Consider the following 19,672-nt stretch of genomic DNA (forward strand, 5'->3'; position numbering starts at 1 on the left):
AAAATTTGGAACGCCCCCTATCTTCCCTATTCCACACAAGTAAACTGCGTCCAAGCTCCTACATAATCTAGTAAGAATAACTCCTCTTCCGCAATTGTACCGACGATATTTTTCCGTTCATCTATCGGCATTTCTTTCAGAATAATTTGCAGTTCACCTTTATACTTACCAAATGAATTGTTTCCAATTACAACTTGCCCTCTTTCCTGTAGCACACTTTCGCGCACTGGGAAGTCATAGTCTTTATATTTTTTACGCACTTCTGTAGAACGTATCATATACTCTGTTATGTCGCCGCGTCTTACGTGTAATTCTTGCAGCGTGGCTCTCTTTTCTACTTCAGTCGCTTCGTCTACAAAGTGTACCTTTAGCTGTAACATGTAGCGATTTAAGTTTCCTAGTTTCTCTAACTCTTCCTCACTCGCATAAGCATTTCCGATAATGACATCATCGATTAGCCCTGTTGCCCATAAATGCTTCGCTTGTACTTCAATTGGTAAATTACGATGCTCTTCTAACGTACATAATCCGTCGTTAATATCCCATGGACCGATGTTTGCGGCATGTGATGTAATAAAAGCTGCACTGCGAATACCATGCTTTTTAAAGCGTTCACTACAGCGAATGAAATAATCGTACGGAAGACCAGTGAATTTTTGCGGATAAAAATTATGGCAACCAATTAAAGCTGATTTATTCGCTTGATGCGAAAGAATATTTTCTAAGTACGCAATATCGTTACTTACATTTAACTCAATTTTTAAACCGTACGGATTATTCGTCATTTTCGCTTCAGTTAACCCGTCGAAGCCTACATCTAAACGAATACCGTCTGCGCCTAACTCCGCGAAGAATGATAAATCGCTATAACTAATACCAAGCTGATCAAACACAGCCGGAGCTACATCTAAAATAACTTCCATATTGTTATCTTTTGCGTGATTGATAATCTCTTTAAATTCAGCTACAATTTCTTCTTTCGGACGATTCACAGATAACAAACAAGTAAATATTCTTGAAAAACCGTGTCGTGCCGCTGCGGAAATATAAGCCATATCTTTTTCTTTCGTTGAATGTTCTGGATAAAGTGAAATTCCTAATTTACGCTCCATGCTTTTGCATCTCCTTCACACGTTGTATTAATGCCATGCTCGTAAATCTATATTTTGCAGATAAACACGTTGCACATAAAATTGTCGGTACAATAATTACGTACGGTGATTGCAATCCTAACATTACATATGCACCCATTGAACAACCGATAAATAAAACTGATACTAATAGTAACACTAATAAAGATTTACTTTGTACCCATTTCGAATAATGGGCAATACACTGTCCGACCACGAATGTAATTAAGATGATAATTGCTCCGAGCATTCTGTTTTCTCCTCTCCTGCTAATTGTTGTTTCTCATACATTTTGAAGAATGGATAGTAAATAACGAACGAGATAACAAAGTTAACAAGTACAAGTACACCAGCCATAATTGTCCAGTCCGTACTAATCACCGCTGCAATTGGTGCTAACATCGTAAATGGCAGTTTCGCCATCATAAGTGGAATCATACCTGAAACAACTGCGAAATATGATACTGTCGTTGTCACTAACGGTGTAATAACGAACGGAATAATTAAGATTGGGTTCATTACAATTGGTGCACCGAAAATAATTGGTTCGTTAATATTGAATAAGCCTGGCACGAATGATAATCTACCTAACTCTTTTAAGAACTTAGATTTAGAGAACATAAACATAATAACTAAAGCTAACGTTGAGCCTGATCCGCCAATCCATACGAACCATTGAATGAACTGCTCTGTAAATAAGTTTGGTAACTGATGTGCATTTCCTGTAGCCGTGAATACTTCCATATTTTCAAGAATTGCTGAATCCCACATCGGACGAATAATTGGTCCTAAAATCGCTGGTCCATGTATACCGAATGACCAGAAAAACACGATTAAGAATACTGTTAATAAACCACCGAATAAATTATTTCCTACTAATACTGATTTTAATGGTGCGATTAAATATGTAATTGTTGTATTTACATCGAATTTCAAACCGTAGCGAATGCCCCAGAATAAAAGAATAACTGCTAATGTTGGAATTAATGCTGCAAACGAATTTGAAACTGCTGGTGGTACACTATCTGGTAATTTAATCGAGATATTATGCTTAATCATAAAATGATAAATTTCTACTGCAATTAATGCTGTAACAATTGCGCCAAATAAAGACGTTGCACTTAATGTTCCTACTGAAATATATCTACCTGCATCAATAACACCTGGTACAGCTTTCGTAATTTGAATTGGTTCAACTGATGCTAGTAAAAAGGCGAGTACAGATAATAACCCTGCACTTAACTGATTGAGCTGATAAAAGTTCGCGAGCGAAGCCCCTACACCAAACGCTGCGTATAATGCCATTAGTCCTACTGTAAATCGAAATGGAATATCTAAAATATGGCGAAACGGTGCAATCCATTCCATATATGCATCAATTGGTAAATTTAAAAAGATAACGAAAAATGATCCGACGATCGTTAACGGTAATGTAGAAATAACCCCGTTTCGAATTGCTAATAAATGTCGTTGTCCTGCAATCTTTTGCGTTGTTGGCATAATCTTTTGTTCCATAAAACTCATAAACCCATTCATCAATAGCCCTCCTCTTTCTCTCTACTATAAAAGAATGAAATAAACTTTATAACATTATAATGTTTATATTTAAAAAGATATAATTATGCTAAAACTAATTGTTCTGCTTGCTTAAGCACTTTCAAACCATCACACATACCATAATCTCGTTGGTCTATAATCGCAACTGGTATGTTGTATGAGTTCGCAAGAAACTCTACAGCTGGAAATAAATATTTCACTTGTGGACCGATTAAAATGACATCGGCTTCCTTTATTTCAAGTTTCATAAGTTCTGAATCAACCGCCTTAATTTTATAATTCTTCCCCTGTTTCTTTGCCTCTTCTTGCATTTTTCTTACGACCATACTCGTTGACATACCTGCTGCACAACATAATAAAATGTACATCTTATACTGTTACTTTCTCTTCTACTCGTTTATGAAGAGCAATAAATTCTTCAGCCAGTTCTTTCACTGTAATTGCATTCATTAAATGATCTTGTGCGTGCACTAACAGTAAACTAATTTCTGCATGATTTCCTCTTGCCTCTTCTTGAATTAAATCCGTTTGAATACGGTGCGCTGCTGAAATTTCCTCACTAGCAAGTTTCATCTTTTCACCGGCATTCCCGAAATCTCCTTGTCTTGCAAAAGCAATTGCTTCAAGCGCCGCGCTTCTCGCATTGCCACCATGTAAAATTAACGCAAATGGAGTTTGCATATCAGCCATTTTAAATTCCCCCAAGCTATATGTTTTCTATATTTTTATCTTATTATGAAAACGCATACAATTAAACATAAAAAACTTCCGTTATGTAACGGAAGTTTTTATATACTTTTTCAAAATGATAATAAAATCTCTTGAAAATCTTCAATTACCTCGGTCTGAGTAAGTTTCTCTATCGTAGTTTGACTAGACATAATATCATATAAAAAATCATAAAGCCTTTGCAAATCTTCATTATTATTGCGCTTTACACTAAATAAAATAATTACTTGTACTTTTTTATCTCCCCAATCAACAGCCTTTTCAAGTGTGCAAAACATCAGAAAAGTTTCCTCACTTAATAACTGCATCGGATGCGGGATTGCAACTGAATTCCCAACCGCTGTCGGAGACGTATTTTCTCTTTCCATAACAGAAGCATAAAAGTTTTCTGGTACATAGCGTTTCTCAGCAGCTTTCTCACATAAAAACTGAATAACATCCTCTTTCGTAGAAGCATTATGATTTAAAAAGATTAAATCTTCCTTAATATAAGGCTGCACACTAGTATTCACATGCGTAAACAACCGCTGACCAATCGATTTAATCTCTTTATCATCAAATATTGAATTCACTTTTATAACTGGAACAGGCAAGCCACTCGGTATATGAATCGTACTAATAATACAATCTATTTTTTCTTTATAAAGATCTTCTACTTTCAATTGATAATAGCCTGTAATACCTACAATCTCTAATTTATCTCGGAACTGTGATAAAATTTTATATTTTAATAGTTGTGCACTTCCTTGACCAGTCGCACAAACTAATAAGCATCTTTTCTTTTGATTTTGCTCCTGCAAACGGCTCATCGCTCCGCCGAAGTGAATTGCAATATAACCAATTTCACTTTCAGGGATCGATTCACCCGTATATTCACCAATGATATCTCCAACAAGAACCGCAATTTCAAAAGCATACGGATAATTCTTTTTCACTTCTGCCAAAAGAGGATTTCTCGTATTTAACTTATACTTCAAACGATTTAATAACGTTTTTAAATGAATACCAAATCCAAATAATAATTCTTCATCATAATAAAAAATAAGATTCCGTTCTTCCGCTACTTTAAAAAGAATATGTTGCATAAATGCATATATATCTTTCCCTAATAGCTCTTCTACATTTTCATAGCGATCTCTCGTTGTAACAGCAGTACTTAATAAATGCATCGTCACATATAATACTTCTTCTTCTGGAAATGAAAATTTCAACTCTTTCTCTAAATCTCCTAAAATCTGCTTCGCAATTGTATATTCTTTCTTTAGTATAAGTTCTGATTGCTCCGCATGCAGTCCTTTCATATAATGTTGACTTTGACAACGCTTTAATGCGATTGCAATATGAATGACTAAATTATCAATTTCTATATCAGATAAATATATTGTTCCGCCTTCAATATACTTTAATATAATTGAACGAATGAGTGATATATGCGGTAGCGATAAATACGTCTCCGTCTGCTCAAATTGCTCATGAAACGGAGTATGGTCATAACGCGGTAAACCATATTGTGATAAACAAGAACGAATATTAAATTCCTCTCCAACAATACGCATACCATAATACGGTCTCTTCTCAATTTGTAATTTATAGCGACTACATATATCTGTAACATCTTTCATAATTAAATTGACCGTTGATTTGCTCACATAAATCTCTTCCGCTAATTCTGAAAGCTTCACATATCCCTCTGTCGTTAAAACACGCTGCAGAATGTACGCTATTCTTTCTTCATAAGAAGTTGGGATCTTTTCCGTCTGTTTTTGAAATAGACTCACACAAAAGTCTTCAAATTTCTTCTTTTGTATAATTTCTAATTCGTACCCATTCCCTCTTTGCGATTCGATTTTCGCTCCGTTTTCTTCCAATATATCATTTAATAATTTTATATCCTTTTGAATCGTCTTCGTTGATACATGTAAACGGTCTGCTAAAAAAGCTCGATTTAACATCGATTTCTCTTCTAAAAATTCCTCTAAAATAGAAATTAATCGCTGATGCACCTTTGTCATAGCTCTTCCTCTCGCTCTTTATATATAAAGGGGGAAAAGCTGCTGAAATCAGTAGTTTTTCCCCTTTATATTCTCTCTATTTCTTTAATGTAAATCCGAATTTATCCCATGCTTGTAAATAGTCTAGTAAGAAAATCTCTTCTTCTACAATTCGACCAACTACATTTGTTTTTCCTGTATTCACCATATCTTTTAATGCAATTTGTAATTCGCCTTTATACTGGCCATATTGTTCATTATCAATTAATAAATCTCCACGCTTAATTTCGCGCGTATTATGAGGTTTAAATTCTTCTTTTTTATATTTCACACGACTTTGTGTAGAACGAATCATATATTCAGATACATCTCCGCGATAAAAATGTGGTTCGTCTAATACGATAATTCTTTCTAGTTCTGTCGTTGTATCATATATTTCTATATCAAATGTTTGTTTCTCTTTATTTAATGCACCTAGTGCTTGTAATTCTTCTTCTGACGCATATGCGTTTGCAATAATAACATCATCAATTAATTCAGTCGCGAATAAATGCTTCGCCTGTGTTGTCATCGGTAATTCACGATGCTGCTCTAATGTACATAACCCTTCTGTTACTGGCCAAGGTCCGTATGTTGCATCAAATGATGAAATAAAAGCTGCCGTTCTCATACCGTAATCTTTAAATTGTTTCGAGCATTTAATGAAATGATCGTATGATAATCCTGAATAACGATGCGGATAAAAATTATGACAACCAATTAAATTTTCACGATTTGGTCTATGACTCATAATGTTATCTACATACTTCGTACCATTACTCATATTAATCTCAATTTTCAAACCATACGGATTATAAGTCATAATTGATTCTTCTAATCCTGAGAAACCAACATCTAAACGAATACCGTACGCACCTAATTCATGGAAGAATGATAAATCATTATACGAAATACCTAATTGTTCAAAAACAGATGGACTAATATCAACTAATACTTGGAACCCTAATGCATTCGCATGAGAGATCGTTTCTTTAAATTCTTCTATAATTTTCTCTTTTTCTCCATCCACAGATAATAAACATGTGAACATACGTGTAAATCCATATTTACTTGCTAATGTTAAATACTCCTTATCTTTCTCTACTGTTGAATGTTCTGGATAAATAGAAATACCTAATCGTCTCATATGTACACGCCTCTTTCTTCATCATATTGTAAACCTTTTCAAATATATGTAGTAAAAAAGTATATATCCCCTTCTTGTTCACTACTCTTTTGAATCCGCTTTCTTTAAAGAAAAAACAATTTCTATCATTCTTAACACCTACAAGTCTATACATCTATACTTTACATCTTTTTTTCATAGTTGTGTAGCTTTTACACAAATTTGTCAGTTTTTCATCTTAAAAATTGTTATCCGTTTTCAAGACACCTTCCTTGACTGTTGCATTGACCAATACATATACTCGAAAGAAAAGAGAAAATTTTATATAGGGGATGAATATATGGGAGAAGCAATACTCGTAAAACGAGAACCGTTATGGACAAAAGAGTTTGTTGCTTTAATTTTTGCAAACTTATGTATGTTTTTAGGGTTTCAAATGTTAATTCCAACCTTACCTGTTTATGTGAAAGAAATTGGTGGCACAAGTTCCAATATCGGATTTGTTGTCGGCATGTTTACCGTTGCGGCACTTTTTGTTAGACCGCTAACTGGGAACGCCTTGCAAAAATTCAATAAAAAAATCATTTTAATGATCGGCACTGCTATCTGTTTACTCGCTATGGGCAGTTACCTTTTCGCCTCAACTATCTTTCTCTTGCTTGCTGTTCGTATTTTACACGGAGCTGGTTTCGGTATTACAACGACTACATATGGAACTGTCGTTTCTGATTTAATTCCCTCAGCTCGCCGCGGAGAAGGCATGGGATATTTTGGCCTTTCTGGAACAATTGCAATGGCCCTCGGTCCACTTATCGGACTATGGCTTATGCAAACATATAACTTCACAATTCTTTTTTTATGTGCATTATCGTGCACAATTGTTTCATTAATATTAACGAAACTACTTCAAATCCAAAAATCGAAACAGCCTCCACAACAATCATCTAGTACTTTTCTCGATGGATTTATTGAGCGTAAAGCTTTACTTCCTTCATTATTAATATTATGTATTACATTAATGTACGGAGGAATCGGAAGTTTTATCACTCTATTTGCTACAGAAGTCGGCATAGCTGATATTAGTCTCTTCTTTTTATGTAACGCACTAGCAATCGCTGTAACTCGTCCATTCTCTGGAAAGCTATATGATGCGAAAGGCCATACATTCGTCATCATTCCGGGAGTTATTATAACTTTTACAGGCATTATTTTATTGTCGTATACGACGACAATTCCGAGCTTAATTATTGCTGCAGCATGTTACGGAAGTGGTTTTGGAGCGATCCAACCTGCACTACAAGCATGGATGATTGACCGCGTAGCACCGCATCGACGCGGCGTAGCAACGGCTACATTCTTCTCCGCATTTGACCTTGGAATCGGCGCTGGAGCGATTATATTTGGATTTATTGCTCATTTTACAAACTATGCAACTGTATATCGTTACTCCTCTCTATTACTTATTGCTTTTCTCTTCATTTACATTACAAGCATAAGAAAACAAAAGCATGGCGATAAAAACACGGAAAAAGCTGCTGGATAATTCAGTGGCTTTTTTATCGTGTTAAAAGAATTATTTCCCCTCGTTTTGCTGTTATAAAACTACATGCATTTTCCTACATATTTTTTTAACTTTCATCAAAAAATATACGATGAACTCGCAGACGCTTTCCTTGATATTCAAATGAAAAACACTATTCTAAAGAGTGTGATTTTTTTACAAAATTAAGATTTACACATGATGAAAACCAATAAAATACAGCTGTTTCTTTAAGGTATTGTAAACTTTTCTACCCTTTGTAAATTTAGTGTAAATTTTACTAGCAAACCATTTACAGTGACTCAAGGTTCAGTTAATAATTACATCGTACATGAAATTTAAGGAGTGGAATGCGTGGAATATAATGTTCAAGATATGATCTTCCAGTTCATTGGTGGATTAGGTATTTTCTTATTCGGGATTAAATACATGGGCGATGGACTGCAACAAGCAGCTGGAGATCGTCTTCGTGATATTCTAGATCGTTTTACAACAAACCCACTTATGGGTGTACTAGCAGGTATGTTAGTTACTGTATTAATCCAATCCAGTTCAGGAACAACCGCTTTAACAGTCGGACTTGTAAGTGCCGGATTTATGACATTAAGACAAGCAATCGGTGTTATTATGGGTGCAAACATCGGTACGACAGTTACTGCATTTATTATCGGAATTAAAATCGGAGAATACGCTCTCCCAATTATGGCAGTTGGAGCTATCTTATTATTCTTCTTTAAAAATAAAAAAGTACATTCTTTAGGTCAAGTTATATTCGGCTTTGGTATGTTATTCTTCGGTTTGGAATTAATGAGCACAGGTATGAAACCTCTTCGCTCTTTAGAATCCTTCCAAGAATTAACGGTTAGTATGAGTGATAATCCAATTTTAGGAGTTGTTGTCGGTACAGTCTTTACTTTAATTGTACAAAGTTCAAGTGCAACTATCGGTATTTTACAAGAACTATTCGGTCAAGGTGCAATCGATTTACAAGCTGCCCTTCCTGTATTATTCGGTGATAACATCGGTACAACAATTACAGCTGTATTAGCAGCAATCGGTACTTCTATTGCCGCAAGACGTGCAGCATTAGTTCACGTTATCTTTAATATCGTCGGTACAATTATATTTACGATTTTATTAGTACCATTTACAAGCTTAATTCAATATTTCCAAACATCATTAAACTTAAATCCAGAAATGACAATTGCATTTGCACACGGAACATTTAACGTAACAAATGCAGTTATTCAATTCCCATTTATCGCTGTATTAGCATGGATTGTAACAAAACTTATTCGCGGCGAAGATTCTGCTATTGATTTCAAACCGCAGCATTTAAACCCAATTTTTATTGAGCAATCTCCAGCTATCGCTTTAACAGAAGCTCAAAAAGAAATTATCCGTATGGCTGAGTTTTCATTACATGGATTAAAAGAAGCAAACCAATTTTTAAATACACAAGACAAAAAACACGCTGACATGGCTACTCAATTAGAAGGAGCTATTAACAATTTAGATAAAAAAATTACCGAGTATTTAGTTTTACTATCAGAAAAGCCGCTTTCGCCTACGGATTCTGAAAAACATTCCGTTTTAGCAGGTGTTGTTGGAGATATTGAACGTGTCGGTGATCATGTAGAAAACCTTGTAGAACTTGTAGATTTCCAAATTTCAAACCGTGTTTCACTATCAGACGAAGCACTAGCTGAATTAAATGAAATGCTGGAATTAACAATTTCAACACTACAAGACTCAGTTGAAGCTTTAACAAACTTCGATACTGAACTAGCTCAAACTGTTATTGCTAAAGAACGCAAAATCGACCAAATGGAACGTGTTCTTCGTAAACGTCACGTATTACGTCTAAACGAACGCAGCTGTTCAGGTGATGCAAGTATCATCTTCGTCGATATGGTAAGTAACTTAGAGCGCATTGGCGATCACGCTGTAAATATCGCTGACGGTGTTTTAGGCGAACAAGGAAAAATCAATTTAAAACAATCATTATAATAAGAAAGAGACGCTAACGTAAGCGTCTCTTTCTTATTATATTTTAACAACTGTTCTTCCTTTTAACTTTCCTTGCAATATAAGTGTAAACTTCTCCTCTAATTCTTCTAATGTACATTCTCCTGTATAAGATCTTAACTCTTTATTACTCCATTCATTTGCTAAGAGCGTCCACACATCACTTCTCACATCTGCTGGACATTGCACAGAATCTATCCCTAAAAGGCTTATGCCTCGTAAAATAAACGGATATACCGTTGTTTGTAATTCCTGGCCTGCCACATTACCGCATGTCGTTACACAACCACCATACTTTACTGTTTTTAAAGCTGTTTCTAACATACGTCCACCTACAGTATCAATAACTCCGGCGTATATCCCTTTTAACATCGGTCTTCCTGATTCATCATTCAATTCCGCGCGATGAATCACTTTTTTCGCTCCTAGACGTAGTAGCATATCTTTCTCTTCCATTTTTCCTGTCGCTCCTACTACGTTAAACCCTAACTTACTTAATATACTAACAGCTACACTGCCTACGCCGCCTGTAGCACCCGTTACTAAAACATCTCCCATATTAGGCTTGATTCCTGCCCCAATAAGCTTATATACCGACAACGCCGCAGTAAAACCTGCTGTCCCATACATCATACTTTCCTTTAATGACATTCCTTCTGGTAAAGGCACGACCCAAGATGATGGCACGCGAATATATTCTCCGAAACCACCAGAGGTATTCATACCTAAGTCATATCCCGTTACAATAACTTGATCTCCTGCTTTAATGGTAGCATCTTCACTACTCACAACTACTCCTGCAGCATCAATTCCTGGCGTATGAGGATATGTTCTCGTAACACCTTTATTACCAGTAGCTGAAAGAGCATCTTTATAATTTAATGAAGAATAATGAACTTGTATGAATACGTCTCCCTCAGGTAAACTACTTACTTCTCTCTCAACAACTTTTCTTACAAACTGATGATTTTCCTTTTCGTTCACAACGATTGCTCGGAATGATGTATGATTCATTATGCTCTCTCCTTTATCCGTCAAATTCTTCTTTATTATATAGAAGAAATAAGTAAGCTTACTCATTTCTTCTTGGCTATATTTCAACAAATCTTACTTCCCTATCACTTTCTCATAATATATATTTTCATTTCTACTAAAAGCCCTTATACTTATTCTACATCTGACAAATAATATATAGAAAATCTGACTTTTTATAAATATATTGAATTTTTACGAAATGTAAATGTTTTGTAATGTTTTTTTTCGCTAAATTTCATTATAATAAGTGGATATGAGTGTCGTATTTCAATCCAAATGAAGGAGTACAGGAAATGGAGCAAAACCCATCTTTGCAAGAAAATACACGCAATAAACCGAAAAAAAATAAGAAAAAAATAAAAATTATTATAAGCGCTATACTATTCGTTTTATTAATAGGCGGCGGTTATACTTGGTTTTTAGTAAATAAAGCATCTTCTGCTGTTCGAAATGCCGCACACGATTTAGCACGCGGTGATAAATCTGATTTACGTGATAAGGCTGTAAAACCTATTACAAACAATGTCTCTGTTTTAATAATGGGTGTCGATGAAAGCGATGTCCGTGGAAAAGAATATGGTGAAGCTATAAGAACAGACGCGCTTTTACTTGCAACATTTAATAAAGATAGCAAAACTGTTAAACTATTAAGTATCCCACGTGACACATATACTTATATTCCAATAGAAAAGAAAAAAGATAAAATTACACACGCTCATGCATTCGGTTCTGCTAAAAACGGAAAAAATGGTGGACCACAAGCAAGCATTGATGCAGTTGAAAAATTAATGAATGTTCCTGTCGATTATTTTGTAAAATTCAACTTTAAATCATTTATAAAAATCGTCGATGACTTGGGCGGTGTTGAAGTTGATGTACCAGTTGAATTTACTGAGCAAGATAGCAATGATAATGCTGAGGCTATTCATCTAGAAAAAGGTGTTCAAAAGCTAAATGGCGAAGAAGCTCTTGCTCTTGCTAGAACAAGGCACATCGATAGTGATGCAATGCGTGGACAACGTCAACAACTCGTTATCGAGGCTATTTTAAAGAAACTAACAAGTGTTGGTTCTGTAACAAAAGTTGGCAACATCATTGATGATATTAACGGACAATTCGTTACAAACTTAACATTTGATGATATGCTTTCATTCTATAAATATGGATCGGATTCGGAAATTGAGAAATTACAAATCCAAGGTGATGATTGCTACATGGCAAAAGGTGACGATACTTGTAGCAAATCTGCTGGTGGTGGTCGAACTTACTACTACAATCCAGATAAAAAAGAATTAGCTAATGTTACAAATGAACTTCGTACTCATCTTGGGCTACCTGCATATACAAAGTCTGACTCAAACTCTGATTCGAAAAAGACAAAAGAATCTAAGTCTGAAAATTCAAGTGAACGCGAATCAAATAACAATGAAGTGAAAAATAAGAACAAAAATAGCAGTGAAGATACAGAAACATCGTCTAATGACAATGAATAATATAGAAGCGGTTCTCTATGGAGGTAGAGAACCGCTTCTTTATATTCTTCCAAATATAAAAATCAGAACTTTCTAACTATCTTTTTTAATATTTTTAAATTATAATAAATAGTAGCAATCTATTCCAATTATCAGGGGGCTCATACATATGAAAGCTGCAGTAAAACATAACATCTCAGATTTTAAAGACTACTTAAAATCTAACGATATATACATGGAAGAAAATATAGATGAAAATGATGGCTCTGTTCATTTTTCAGTAGGATTAGAGACTGAAGCTGGCGCAAAGATTCAACTTATCGCTGCTTTCCAAAACGAACATCCTACGGTGGATATATACTGCTTCAATGTTGCTCACGTGCCTGATGCAACATCAACAAATGATATTTTACATGTCATCAATGAATTAAATACATCTTATCGCTTTGCAAAATTCACATTAAATAAGCAAAATGCAATTGATATTTCAACATCTCTTGCATTCTCAGAACCAAACTTTAATCCAGCACTTGTCTTTGAACATACGAGAATGCTATATAAATTAGCAAATGACGAATATAAAAACTTAATGAAAGTTATTTGGGCATAAAGTAAAACTATAATCCGTTAGGTTTACGGGCAATAAATAAAAGGATGGGCTGTAAGCAGCACCATCCTTTTATTTTGATATCATATCGATCCACATTTTAACAGCAGTGCCTACAATTAAAGTGGACAATACATATTGCAGTACTTTTTGATTTAGCCTCTTCCCGACTCGTGCTCCAAGTGGCGCAGCAAATATACTTGCAACCGCAATAATTAGAGCTGGAATGATAACTACTTGCCCAGTAACCATTTTTCCTGTAGTAATCCCTATTGAGGAAATAAACGTAATAGCGATAGATGTTGCGATCGTCATGCGCAGTGGTAATTTTAAAATAACTAGCATAATGGGAACTAAAAGGAACGAACCTCCAGCTCCTATAATGCCTGAAGCTCCCCCTACAACGAACGCTAACAAGCTTGCTAACCATTTATTATACTTCACATCTCCACTATTATTTTGTTTCGGTACAAACATCATAATAGCAGCAATTGTGGCTAAAGCTGCATAAACAACATTGACCGTATGTTCCGCTAATACGTTAGCACCAAAACTCCCTATGAAACTTCCTATTAATATACTAGCTCCCATATATACAACTAGCGTTTTATCCATATCATTACTTTTCCGATAGGCCCATGCCCCTGCAAAAGTTGCAAAGAATACTTGTACCGCTGTAATACCGCTCACTTCATGTGATGTATAGCCAGAAAATCCTAGCAATACCGGAATGTATAAGATCATCGGATAATTAATAATCGCACCGCCAATTCCAACCATTCCTGATATAAACGATCCTATAAATCCAATTATAAAAAGTAATACGACTAAGCTCATCTTACATCCCCTCCCTTCTAGAAAGAAGATGAATTAAATGAATAAGTTTACATTCCCATCCGAAGCATCTGCTAAATAAGCTCCTACTCCTGCAAACTCTACCCCTTCCATAATCTCTTCCTCTTTTAACCCTAATAAATCTACTGTCATTTGACAAGCGACAAGTTTAATCCCCTGTTCTTTCGCCAAATCGATTAAATCTGGTAAAGGCATCGCATTATGTTTTTTCATAATACCTTTAATCATCTTTGGTCCCATACCTGCAAAATTCATTTTTGATAATCCCATCTTATCCGCACCGCGTGGCATCATTTTTCCAAACACTTTTTCTATAAAAGTTTTCTTTACCTTCACATGCTCATCTTTCCTTAAAGCATTTAATCCCCAAAAAGTATGAAAAATAGTTACCTCTTGATCATACGCCGCTGCACCATTTGCAATAATATAAGCAGCCATTGCTTTATCATAATCTCCGCTAAATAAAACGATTGTTGTTTTCTTCTGTTGTTCCATGTTGTTCTCCCTCCGATTACCTATAGGGGTATTTTATCATTTATAAAAAGGCTCAAATCATGTATCCCTGTACTATACGACTTTACCTTCCCATGCTAACATACCACCTACCATATTAATTGCTTGAAAACCGTAGCTCTCTAAAAACTGAACTGCTCGTGCACTTCTTCCGCCAGAACGACAAACGATAATATACTCTTTCTTTTTATCCAACTCATGCATACGAAACTCTAATAGTCCTAGTGGAATATTACACGCTTCTGGAATTTTCCCTTCGGCTACTTCTTCTACTTCACGTACGTCCATGATATTTACTGCTTCTTTACGTAACAATTTTTCTTCCAATTCTTTTACTGTCATTTCTTTCATTTTAAACTCCCTCCTCACAAACCATTCATACCGCCTGAAACATTGATAACGTGCTGAAATCCTAATTTCTTTAATACCTTTGCTGCTTGCTTACTTCTCATTCCACTTTGGCAAATAACGATTACTTCCTTATTCTTATCTAATTGATTCGCCTTACTTGCTAGATCATTTAGGGGGATATTTTGAAAGCCTTTCATATGATTCCCTCTATATTCACCTACTGTACGGACATCAATAAAATACTTCCCTTTTTTCCCCACTATACTTTTCAATTCTTTGCCATTTATATTTTGAACACCTTTCACTGGTAAAAATCGTGAAATAACAAACCATGCAGCAAGTACAATGAAAAGCGTACTTAATATTGTGTTCATATAACCAACCTCTCTATATTTACAAAACTATTGCTTCACTACGCCTTCCTAATCCAAAACTTCAGCACATCGCCTTCTTCTTCAAGCTTTACGATGTCATGGCCACATTTATTTGCCCACGCTGGAATATCCTTAACTGACCCTTTATCCGTTACATGTATTTCTAACACTTCTCCAGTTTGTAGAGCATCCATTGATCTCTTTGTTCTTACAATCGGCATTGGACATGCTAAACCTTTCGCATCTAACACTTGTTTTATATTCATCATCAATTCCTCCATTTTTTATTTATTTCATTATTCGTGCACTGCACAACGATTTGGACCAATCTCCATTTCACGCTCTTTATCCACACTTGGGTGAATTTTACCCATATTGGTTTGACGAATTTCTTCATATGCATTTGGCTGAGGTGGTAAGTTTTCTGTTACAACTTTACGGAACTCTCCCTCATCCTCAATATTTAATCCTGCATTATGCTCAAATAAATCTTTTAATTTTGCACTAACGATACCACTTTCGTTCATTTCACTTATTTTTGAATAATGAGCCGGTAACACAACTAAATTTTGAGATAGCTCTTTATATCGGCTATACAAAGTATTACGTAAATCACTCACCCAATCTTCAGCCTTACCAGCAAGATCAGGACGCCCAATTGAATCTACAAATAAAATATCGCCTGATAATAAATAAGAATCATCTACAATGAATGACGTACTTCCAATCGTATGCCCTGGTGAGTATAATGCGTCAATTACAATTTTAGTACCCCCCACCGTAATAACAGATCCTTCAACAAGCGGTTCGTATGAGAAAACAACTTCCTCTGCATCTTTTGGTGGTAACCAATACGTACCACCTACCTTTTCCGCTAACTTACGTCCTCCGGAAATATGGTCTGCATGTAAATGTGTATCCATTACATTCGTAATCGTAACGCCATGCTCTTTCGCAAACTCTTCGTACGCTTCAACTGTTCTTACTGCATCAATAACTGCTGCTTCACCGTTTGAAATAACCATATATGATAAGCAACCTTTTCCAAGACGGTTAAACTGATACATACTTCCGCCATCTTTTAAATCTCCCACTTTTATAGGCTTTACATATTCACTCCAAGCCTTCATACCACCAGATAAATAGTAAATATTTTCTAATCTAGCCTCTGTTAATTGCTCTGCTACAAATATAGAAGACCCTTCTTTTGCACATACTACTAAAACATCTTTATCTTTAGGTAGTTCACTGACAATATGATCTACACCATCTAACAAGTCAAAATAAGGTTTATTAATAGAAGAAACTTGTTTCCCTTCAATTTTCCAATCTTCATAATCCGCCTCATTACGAACATCTAAAATGAATAACTCTCCGAATAACACTTTCTCTGCCACATCTTTTGCTTGTAACGGTTTAACACTCACTCTATTACCCCCATAGGTATATTTTTATTCAAAAAATTTATTTCTCTATATTCCCTTGCCACTCTAACATACCTGGAATGACATTTTTCACATTTGAATAACCTTTCTCTTTCAACATTTGGCAAGCTATATCACTGCGATTACCAGTTCGGCAAATAACATAAATTTGCTTCGTCTTATCTAATACTGCGCTGTCTAATTCACCTAATGGTACCGAAATGGCGGATGGAATATGACCAAAAGCAAATTCCGCTGCTTCGCGAACATCTAATACAATGCTCTCTTCTCCATGAGACAATATAGACTGTAATTCTGCATTCGTAATTGTATGTGGATATTTCACAATTTCATTCACTTCATGCTCGTTTGCTTTCCTAACATAATGCACCAATACATCATCCTCGTGTTTCGTCCCGATATATTGATGTCCTACTTTACCCGCCCAACTTTTTATATCTACCGTAGATCCTTTATCTGTTGCCTGAACTTCAATCACTTGCCCTGGTGCTAATCCTTCTATCGCCTTCTTCGTTTTCACAATCGGCATCGGACAAGCCAACCCTTTACAATCTAAACTCATATCCACTTTTATACTCATAATTGATTCCTCCACAACTTATATACATATACCTGTAGGGGTATATTAAAATGTTTTTGAAAATCTGTCAACAATTATATTTGACAGATTATCGGCTTTTTACAAGTAATTGAACAGCTTCTTTAATTAACTCTTCATTTGAACCATTACCACTTTCAAACTGCTCACGCAAACATTGCTCTAAATTAGTCCCAACAACGAGCCCAATTGTACGATCAAGGGCAGAACGAGATGCCGTTAACTGTGTAATAACCTCTCGGCAATCTTTTCCTTCTTCCATCATACGAAGCACACCACGAACTTGACCTTCAATACGTTTCAATCTATTTTTCATATCTTGATTATATTCCATCCTATAATCACCTCATTACCATTATGTCACTATTTATAACCTATGACAATATATTATACCCTATAGGGTATTTTGTAAACCCCTATTTTTAATATTTATCTTATATGTTCACAAAACAAGAAGTGAAACCTTACTATATAGGCTTTCATCTTCCACCAAATTTTGAAGTGGAAGATGAAAAAATATTAATATACAACACATTCTGGTACTACTGTTCCGTATAATTTAAAGCCACCATCTAAGTTCTTTACCTTATATCCTTTTTCCATTAACATGCGCGCTGCAACATACCCTCTCATACCAAGTTGGCAAGTGATATATATTTCTTTGTCCATTGGCACTTCATCCAATCGATCACGTAATTCATCTAACGGAATATTAATAGAGTCTTTAATCATTCCCTGTTTTAGTTCATTAGGCTCTCGAACATCAATAAGATATCCACCATTTTTAACAATGTGATCTATTTCATGCCATTGCACTGTGTCCACAAAACCATCTACTATATTACTTGCCGCATACCCCACCATGTTTACTGGGTCTTTTGCAGCAGAATAGGGCGGGGCATATGATAATTCTAAATCCGGCAAATCGATTACAGTTAAGTTTGCCTTCATTGCCGTTGCAATAACATCAATACGCTTATCTACACCATCACGCCCTAACGCCTGCGCTCCATAAATTTTTCCGCTTTCTTTATTAAAGATTAATTTTATTAGCACAGGCGTAGCATTCGGATAATATCCCGCATGAGAATTTGCCTGTACATGTACTACCTCATAGGGTATATTTAGTCGTTTTAATATTTTCTCATTCACTCCAGTCGAAGCAACTGTTAAATCAAAAACTTTAGCCACAGAAGTTCCCATCGTACCTTTATATAAAGAATCCGTATGACCATGAATAATATCTGCTAACATGCGACCTTGACGATTAGCTGGCCACGCTAAAGGAATCATCGTTTCTATTTCTGTAACAAAATCTTTCACTTCAATCGCATCACCAATTGCATATACATATGGGTCAGATGTTTGAAATTTCTCATTTACCTTTATCGTTCCTCTAACTCCTAATGCTAATCCTGCCTCTTTCGCTAAACTACTCTCTGGTTGTACACCAATTGCTAAAATAATCATATCTGTTTTTATAACTGAGCCACTTTTTAAACGTACAATAGCCCCGTCTTCTTCTAACGCATCTACACCATCTTCTAAAACAAGCTCAACATTGTGATTTCTCATATGTTCATGTACGTATGCTGCCATTTCATAATCGATTGGTGGCATTACTTGATTCGCCATCTCTACAAGAATAACATCAATCCCGCGTTCTCTTAAATTCTCAACCATTTCCACTCCAATAAATCCTCCACCAATAACCGTCGCATGACGTGGTTTCTTCTCATCAATATACGCTTTTATACGATCTGTATCAGGTACATTTCGTAACGTAAACAACGCCTTCGCTTCTTCAATGCCCGGAATAGGTGGAACAATTGGTTTCGCCCCTGGTGAAAGAATCAAAACATCATATTCCTCGTTATATGTTTCATCTGTAGTTACATTCTTTATCGTAATTGTTTTCTCTTCTTTATTAATCTTTACAACTTCACTCAATACACGTATATCTAAATTAAAACGTTTTGACATCCTTTCAACAGTTTGTACTAATAACTTTTGTCTTTCTGTAATGACACCGCCAATATAATATGGCAATCCACAGTTTGCGAACGAAATGTATTCACCGCGTTCAACCATAATAATTTCATCTTCCTCACTTAAACGACGAAGCCTTGCAGCTACTGATGCCCCGCCAGCAACTCCGCCTACTACAACAATTTTTCTAGACATATTTCAAACCTCCATGTTATTTATTATTTAATTTTTTCATGTATCACACAAAAACCTATACCTGTATGGGTATATAATAGAGTATGAAAAATTTAATT

General features: G+C 35.4%; 21 protein-coding genes. 4 read left to right on the forward strand and 17 right to left on the reverse strand.

The window, feature by feature from the left end; translation table 11 throughout:
• Positions 1 to 26: 26 nt before the first annotated feature.
• The 7 genes from ACQGS6_RS05930 to ACQGS6_RS05960 all read right to left on the reverse strand — a co-directional run bounded on the left by ACQGS6_RS05930 (position 27) and on the right by ACQGS6_RS05960 (position 6,593).
• Positions 27 to 1,112, reverse strand: coding sequence for a DUF871 domain-containing protein (locus tag ACQGS6_RS05930; RefSeq protein ID WP_426964957.1), 1,086 nt, complete (start codon positions 1,110 to 1,112; stop codon positions 27 to 29).
• Entirely contained in the window at positions 1,102 to 1,380 is a 279-nt protein-coding gene (locus ACQGS6_RS05935; protein WP_000900048.1) for a hypothetical protein, read from the reverse strand. The genes ACQGS6_RS05930 and ACQGS6_RS05935 overlap by 11 nt, the downstream gene beginning before the upstream one ends.
• Complete coding sequence (locus ACQGS6_RS05940) at positions 1,356 to 2,666, reverse strand: PTS sugar transporter subunit IIC (RefSeq protein WP_001013053.1); 1,311 nt, start codon at positions 2,664 to 2,666, stop codon at positions 1,356 to 1,358. The genes ACQGS6_RS05935 and ACQGS6_RS05940 overlap by 25 nt, the downstream gene beginning before the upstream one ends.
• A gap of 83 nt (positions 2,667 to 2,749) precedes the next feature.
• On the reverse strand, positions 2,750 to 3,055 hold the full coding sequence (locus ACQGS6_RS05945; RefSeq protein ID WP_426964958.1) for a PTS sugar transporter subunit IIB: 306 nt from the start codon (positions 3,053 to 3,055) through the stop codon (positions 2,750 to 2,752).
• Position 3,056: 1 nt separating this feature from the next.
• Positions 3,057 to 3,377, reverse strand: a complete 321-nt coding sequence (locus tag ACQGS6_RS05950) for a PTS lactose/cellobiose transporter subunit IIA (RefSeq protein WP_000774631.1) — start codon at positions 3,375 to 3,377, stop codon at positions 3,057 to 3,059.
• 110 nt (positions 3,378 to 3,487) lie between these two features.
• Positions 3,488 to 5,428, reverse strand: coding sequence for a BglG family transcription antiterminator (locus ACQGS6_RS05955; RefSeq protein WP_426964959.1), 1,941 nt, complete (start codon positions 5,426 to 5,428; stop codon positions 3,488 to 3,490).
• A gap of 76 nt (positions 5,429 to 5,504) precedes the next feature.
• The gene (locus tag ACQGS6_RS05960; protein WP_025966902.1) at positions 5,505 to 6,593 is read right to left on the reverse strand and encodes a DUF871 domain-containing protein; all 1,089 of its coding nucleotides are present in this window, start codon (positions 6,591 to 6,593) and stop codon (positions 5,505 to 5,507) included.
• Positions 6,594 to 6,912: 319 nt separating this feature from the next.
• Between ACQGS6_RS05960 and ACQGS6_RS05965 the strand changes: the two genes are divergently transcribed.
• Together ACQGS6_RS05965 and ACQGS6_RS05970 are read left to right on the forward strand one after the other, a co-directional pair.
• Positions 6,913 to 8,115 carry an MFS transporter gene (locus tag ACQGS6_RS05965; RefSeq protein ID WP_000503237.1) on the forward strand — a complete coding sequence of 401 codons (1,203 nt, stop codon included), beginning with the start codon at positions 6,913 to 6,915 and terminating at the stop codon, positions 8,113 to 8,115.
• 351 nt (positions 8,116 to 8,466) lie between these two features.
• Complete coding sequence (locus ACQGS6_RS05970) at positions 8,467 to 10,122, forward strand: Na/Pi cotransporter family protein (RefSeq protein WP_000456265.1); 1,656 nt, start codon at positions 8,467 to 8,469, stop codon at positions 10,120 to 10,122.
• A gap of 36 nt (positions 10,123 to 10,158) precedes the next feature.
• On the opposite strand, the gene ACQGS6_RS05975 is transcribed toward ACQGS6_RS05970, so the two are convergent.
• Complete coding sequence (locus tag ACQGS6_RS05975) at positions 10,159 to 11,154, reverse strand: YhdH/YhfP family quinone oxidoreductase (protein ID WP_001016957.1); 996 nt, start codon at positions 11,152 to 11,154, stop codon at positions 10,159 to 10,161.
• A gap of 314 nt (positions 11,155 to 11,468) precedes the next feature.
• On the opposite strand from ACQGS6_RS05975, the gene ACQGS6_RS05980 reads away from it, so the two are divergent.
• Both ACQGS6_RS05980 and ACQGS6_RS05985 read left to right on the forward strand, forming a co-directional pair.
• A complete protein-coding gene (locus ACQGS6_RS05980; protein ID WP_000437392.1) occupies positions 11,469 to 12,668 on the forward strand; it encodes an LCP family protein in 1,200 nt (399 codons plus the stop codon).
• Positions 12,669 to 12,816: 148 nt separating this feature from the next.
• Entirely contained in the window at positions 12,817 to 13,257 is a 441-nt protein-coding gene (locus ACQGS6_RS05985) for a hypothetical protein (protein WP_000642362.1), read from the forward strand.
• Between the two features lie 69 nt (positions 13,258 to 13,326).
• Here ACQGS6_RS05985 and ACQGS6_RS05990 read toward each other — a convergent pair whose 3' ends face one another.
• The 9 genes from ACQGS6_RS05990 to cdr all read right to left on the reverse strand — a co-directional run bounded on the left by ACQGS6_RS05990 (position 13,327) and on the right by cdr (position 19,574).
• Positions 13,327 to 14,091: a sulfite exporter TauE/SafE family protein gene (locus tag ACQGS6_RS05990; RefSeq protein ID WP_000060714.1), complete on the reverse strand. Its 765-nt coding sequence runs from the start codon at positions 14,089 to 14,091 to the stop codon at positions 13,327 to 13,329.
• Between the two features lie 33 nt (positions 14,092 to 14,124).
• Positions 14,125 to 14,604, reverse strand: a complete 480-nt coding sequence (locus tag ACQGS6_RS05995) for a DsrE/DsrF/DrsH-like family protein (RefSeq protein ID WP_000437728.1) — start codon at positions 14,602 to 14,604, stop codon at positions 14,125 to 14,127.
• Positions 14,605 to 14,676: 72 nt separating this feature from the next.
• A complete protein-coding gene (locus tag ACQGS6_RS06000) occupies positions 14,677 to 14,973 on the reverse strand; it encodes a rhodanese-like domain-containing protein (protein ID WP_000661814.1) in 297 nt (98 codons plus the stop codon).
• A gap of 14 nt (positions 14,974 to 14,987) precedes the next feature.
• Positions 14,988 to 15,347, reverse strand: coding sequence for a rhodanese-like domain-containing protein (locus ACQGS6_RS06005; RefSeq protein WP_001092317.1), 360 nt, complete (start codon positions 15,345 to 15,347; stop codon positions 14,988 to 14,990).
• A 38-nt stretch (positions 15,348 to 15,385) separates the two neighbouring features.
• Positions 15,386 to 15,616 (reverse strand): sulfurtransferase TusA family protein, encoded by a 231-nt coding sequence (locus tag ACQGS6_RS06010; RefSeq protein WP_002098804.1) that lies wholly within the window; start codon positions 15,614 to 15,616, stop codon positions 15,386 to 15,388.
• Between the two features lie 27 nt (positions 15,617 to 15,643).
• Complete coding sequence (locus ACQGS6_RS06015) at positions 15,644 to 16,774, reverse strand: MBL fold metallo-hydrolase (RefSeq protein WP_426964961.1); 1,131 nt, start codon at positions 16,772 to 16,774, stop codon at positions 15,644 to 15,646.
• A gap of 37 nt (positions 16,775 to 16,811) precedes the next feature.
• Positions 16,812 to 17,372: a sulfurtransferase TusA family protein gene (locus ACQGS6_RS06020; RefSeq protein WP_000023957.1), complete on the reverse strand. Its 561-nt coding sequence runs from the start codon at positions 17,370 to 17,372 to the stop codon at positions 16,812 to 16,814.
• 88 nt (positions 17,373 to 17,460) lie between these two features.
• On the reverse strand, positions 17,461 to 17,724 hold the full coding sequence (locus ACQGS6_RS06025; RefSeq protein WP_000456206.1) for a metal-sensitive transcriptional regulator: 264 nt from the start codon (positions 17,722 to 17,724) through the stop codon (positions 17,461 to 17,463).
• Between the two features lie 185 nt (positions 17,725 to 17,909).
• A complete protein-coding gene (gene cdr, locus ACQGS6_RS06030) occupies positions 17,910 to 19,574 on the reverse strand; it encodes a CoA-disulfide reductase (RefSeq protein ID WP_000087580.1) in 1,665 nt (554 codons plus the stop codon).
• Positions 19,575 to 19,672: the final 98 nt, after the last annotated feature.

The organism is Bacillus sp. GMs2/2 (genome assembly GCF_050172095.1).
Lineage (GTDB): Bacteria > Bacillota > Bacilli > Bacillales > Bacillaceae_G > Bacillus_A > Bacillus_A cereus.

What these genes read in the sequence shown, in the direction of transcription:
- ACQGS6_RS05960 (WP_025966902.1), bottom strand. Translation starts at nt 6,593, where the DNA reads ATGAGACGATTAGGTATTTCTATTTATCCAGAACATTCAACAGTAGAG.
- ACQGS6_RS05945 (WP_426964958.1), bottom strand. Translation starts at nt 3,055, where the DNA reads ATGTACATTTTATTATGTTGTGCAGCAGGTATGTCAACGAGTATGGTC.
- ACQGS6_RS05965 (WP_000503237.1), top strand. Translation starts at nt 6,913, where the DNA reads ATGGGAGAAGCAATACTCGTAAAACGAGAACCGTTATGGACAAAAGAG.
- ACQGS6_RS05995 (WP_000437728.1), bottom strand. Translation starts at nt 14,604, where the DNA reads ATGGAACAACAGAAGAAAACAACAATCGTTTTATTTAGCGGAGATTAT.
- ACQGS6_RS06020 (WP_000023957.1), bottom strand. Translation starts at nt 17,372, where the DNA reads ATGAGTATAAAAGTGGATATGAGTTTAGATTGTAAAGGGTTGGCTTGT.
- cdr (WP_000087580.1), bottom strand. Translation starts at nt 19,574, where the DNA reads ATGTCTAGAAAAATTGTTGTAGTAGGCGGAGTTGCTGGCGGGGCATCA.
- ACQGS6_RS06005 (WP_001092317.1), bottom strand. Translation starts at nt 15,347, where the DNA reads ATGAACACAATATTAAGTACGCTTTTCATTGTACTTGCTGCATGGTTT.
- ACQGS6_RS06025 (WP_000456206.1), bottom strand. Translation starts at nt 17,724, where the DNA reads ATGGAATATAATCAAGATATGAAAAATAGATTGAAACGTATTGAAGGT.
- ACQGS6_RS05980 (WP_000437392.1), top strand. Translation starts at nt 11,469, where the DNA reads ATGGAGCAAAACCCATCTTTGCAAGAAAATACACGCAATAAACCGAAA.
- ACQGS6_RS05975 (WP_001016957.1), bottom strand. Translation starts at nt 11,154, where the DNA reads ATGAATCATACATCATTCCGAGCAATCGTTGTGAACGAAAAGGAAAAT.
- ACQGS6_RS05935 (WP_000900048.1), bottom strand. Translation starts at nt 1,380, where the DNA reads ATGCTCGGAGCAATTATCATCTTAATTACATTCGTGGTCGGACAGTGT.
- ACQGS6_RS05950 (WP_000774631.1), bottom strand. Translation starts at nt 3,377, where the DNA reads ATGGCTGATATGCAAACTCCATTTGCGTTAATTTTACATGGTGGCAAT.
- ACQGS6_RS05930 (WP_426964957.1), bottom strand. Translation starts at nt 1,112, where the DNA reads ATGGAGCGTAAATTAGGAATTTCACTTTATCCAGAACATTCAACGAAA.
- ACQGS6_RS06000 (WP_000661814.1), bottom strand. Translation starts at nt 14,973, where the DNA reads ATGAAAGAAATGACAGTAAAAGAATTGGAAGAAAAATTGTTACGTAAA.
- ACQGS6_RS06010 (WP_002098804.1), bottom strand. Translation starts at nt 15,616, where the DNA reads ATGATGAATATAAAACAAGTGTTAGATGCGAAAGGTTTAGCATGTCCA.
- ACQGS6_RS05985 (WP_000642362.1), top strand. Translation starts at nt 12,817, where the DNA reads ATGAAAGCTGCAGTAAAACATAACATCTCAGATTTTAAAGACTACTTA.
- ACQGS6_RS05940 (WP_001013053.1), bottom strand. Translation starts at nt 2,666, where the DNA reads ATGAATGGGTTTATGAGTTTTATGGAACAAAAGATTATGCCAACAACG.
- ACQGS6_RS05990 (WP_000060714.1), bottom strand. Translation starts at nt 14,091, where the DNA reads ATGAGCTTAGTCGTATTACTTTTTATAATTGGATTTATAGGATCGTTT.
- ACQGS6_RS05955 (WP_426964959.1), bottom strand. Translation starts at nt 5,428, where the DNA reads ATGACAAAGGTGCATCAGCGATTAATTTCTATTTTAGAGGAATTTTTA.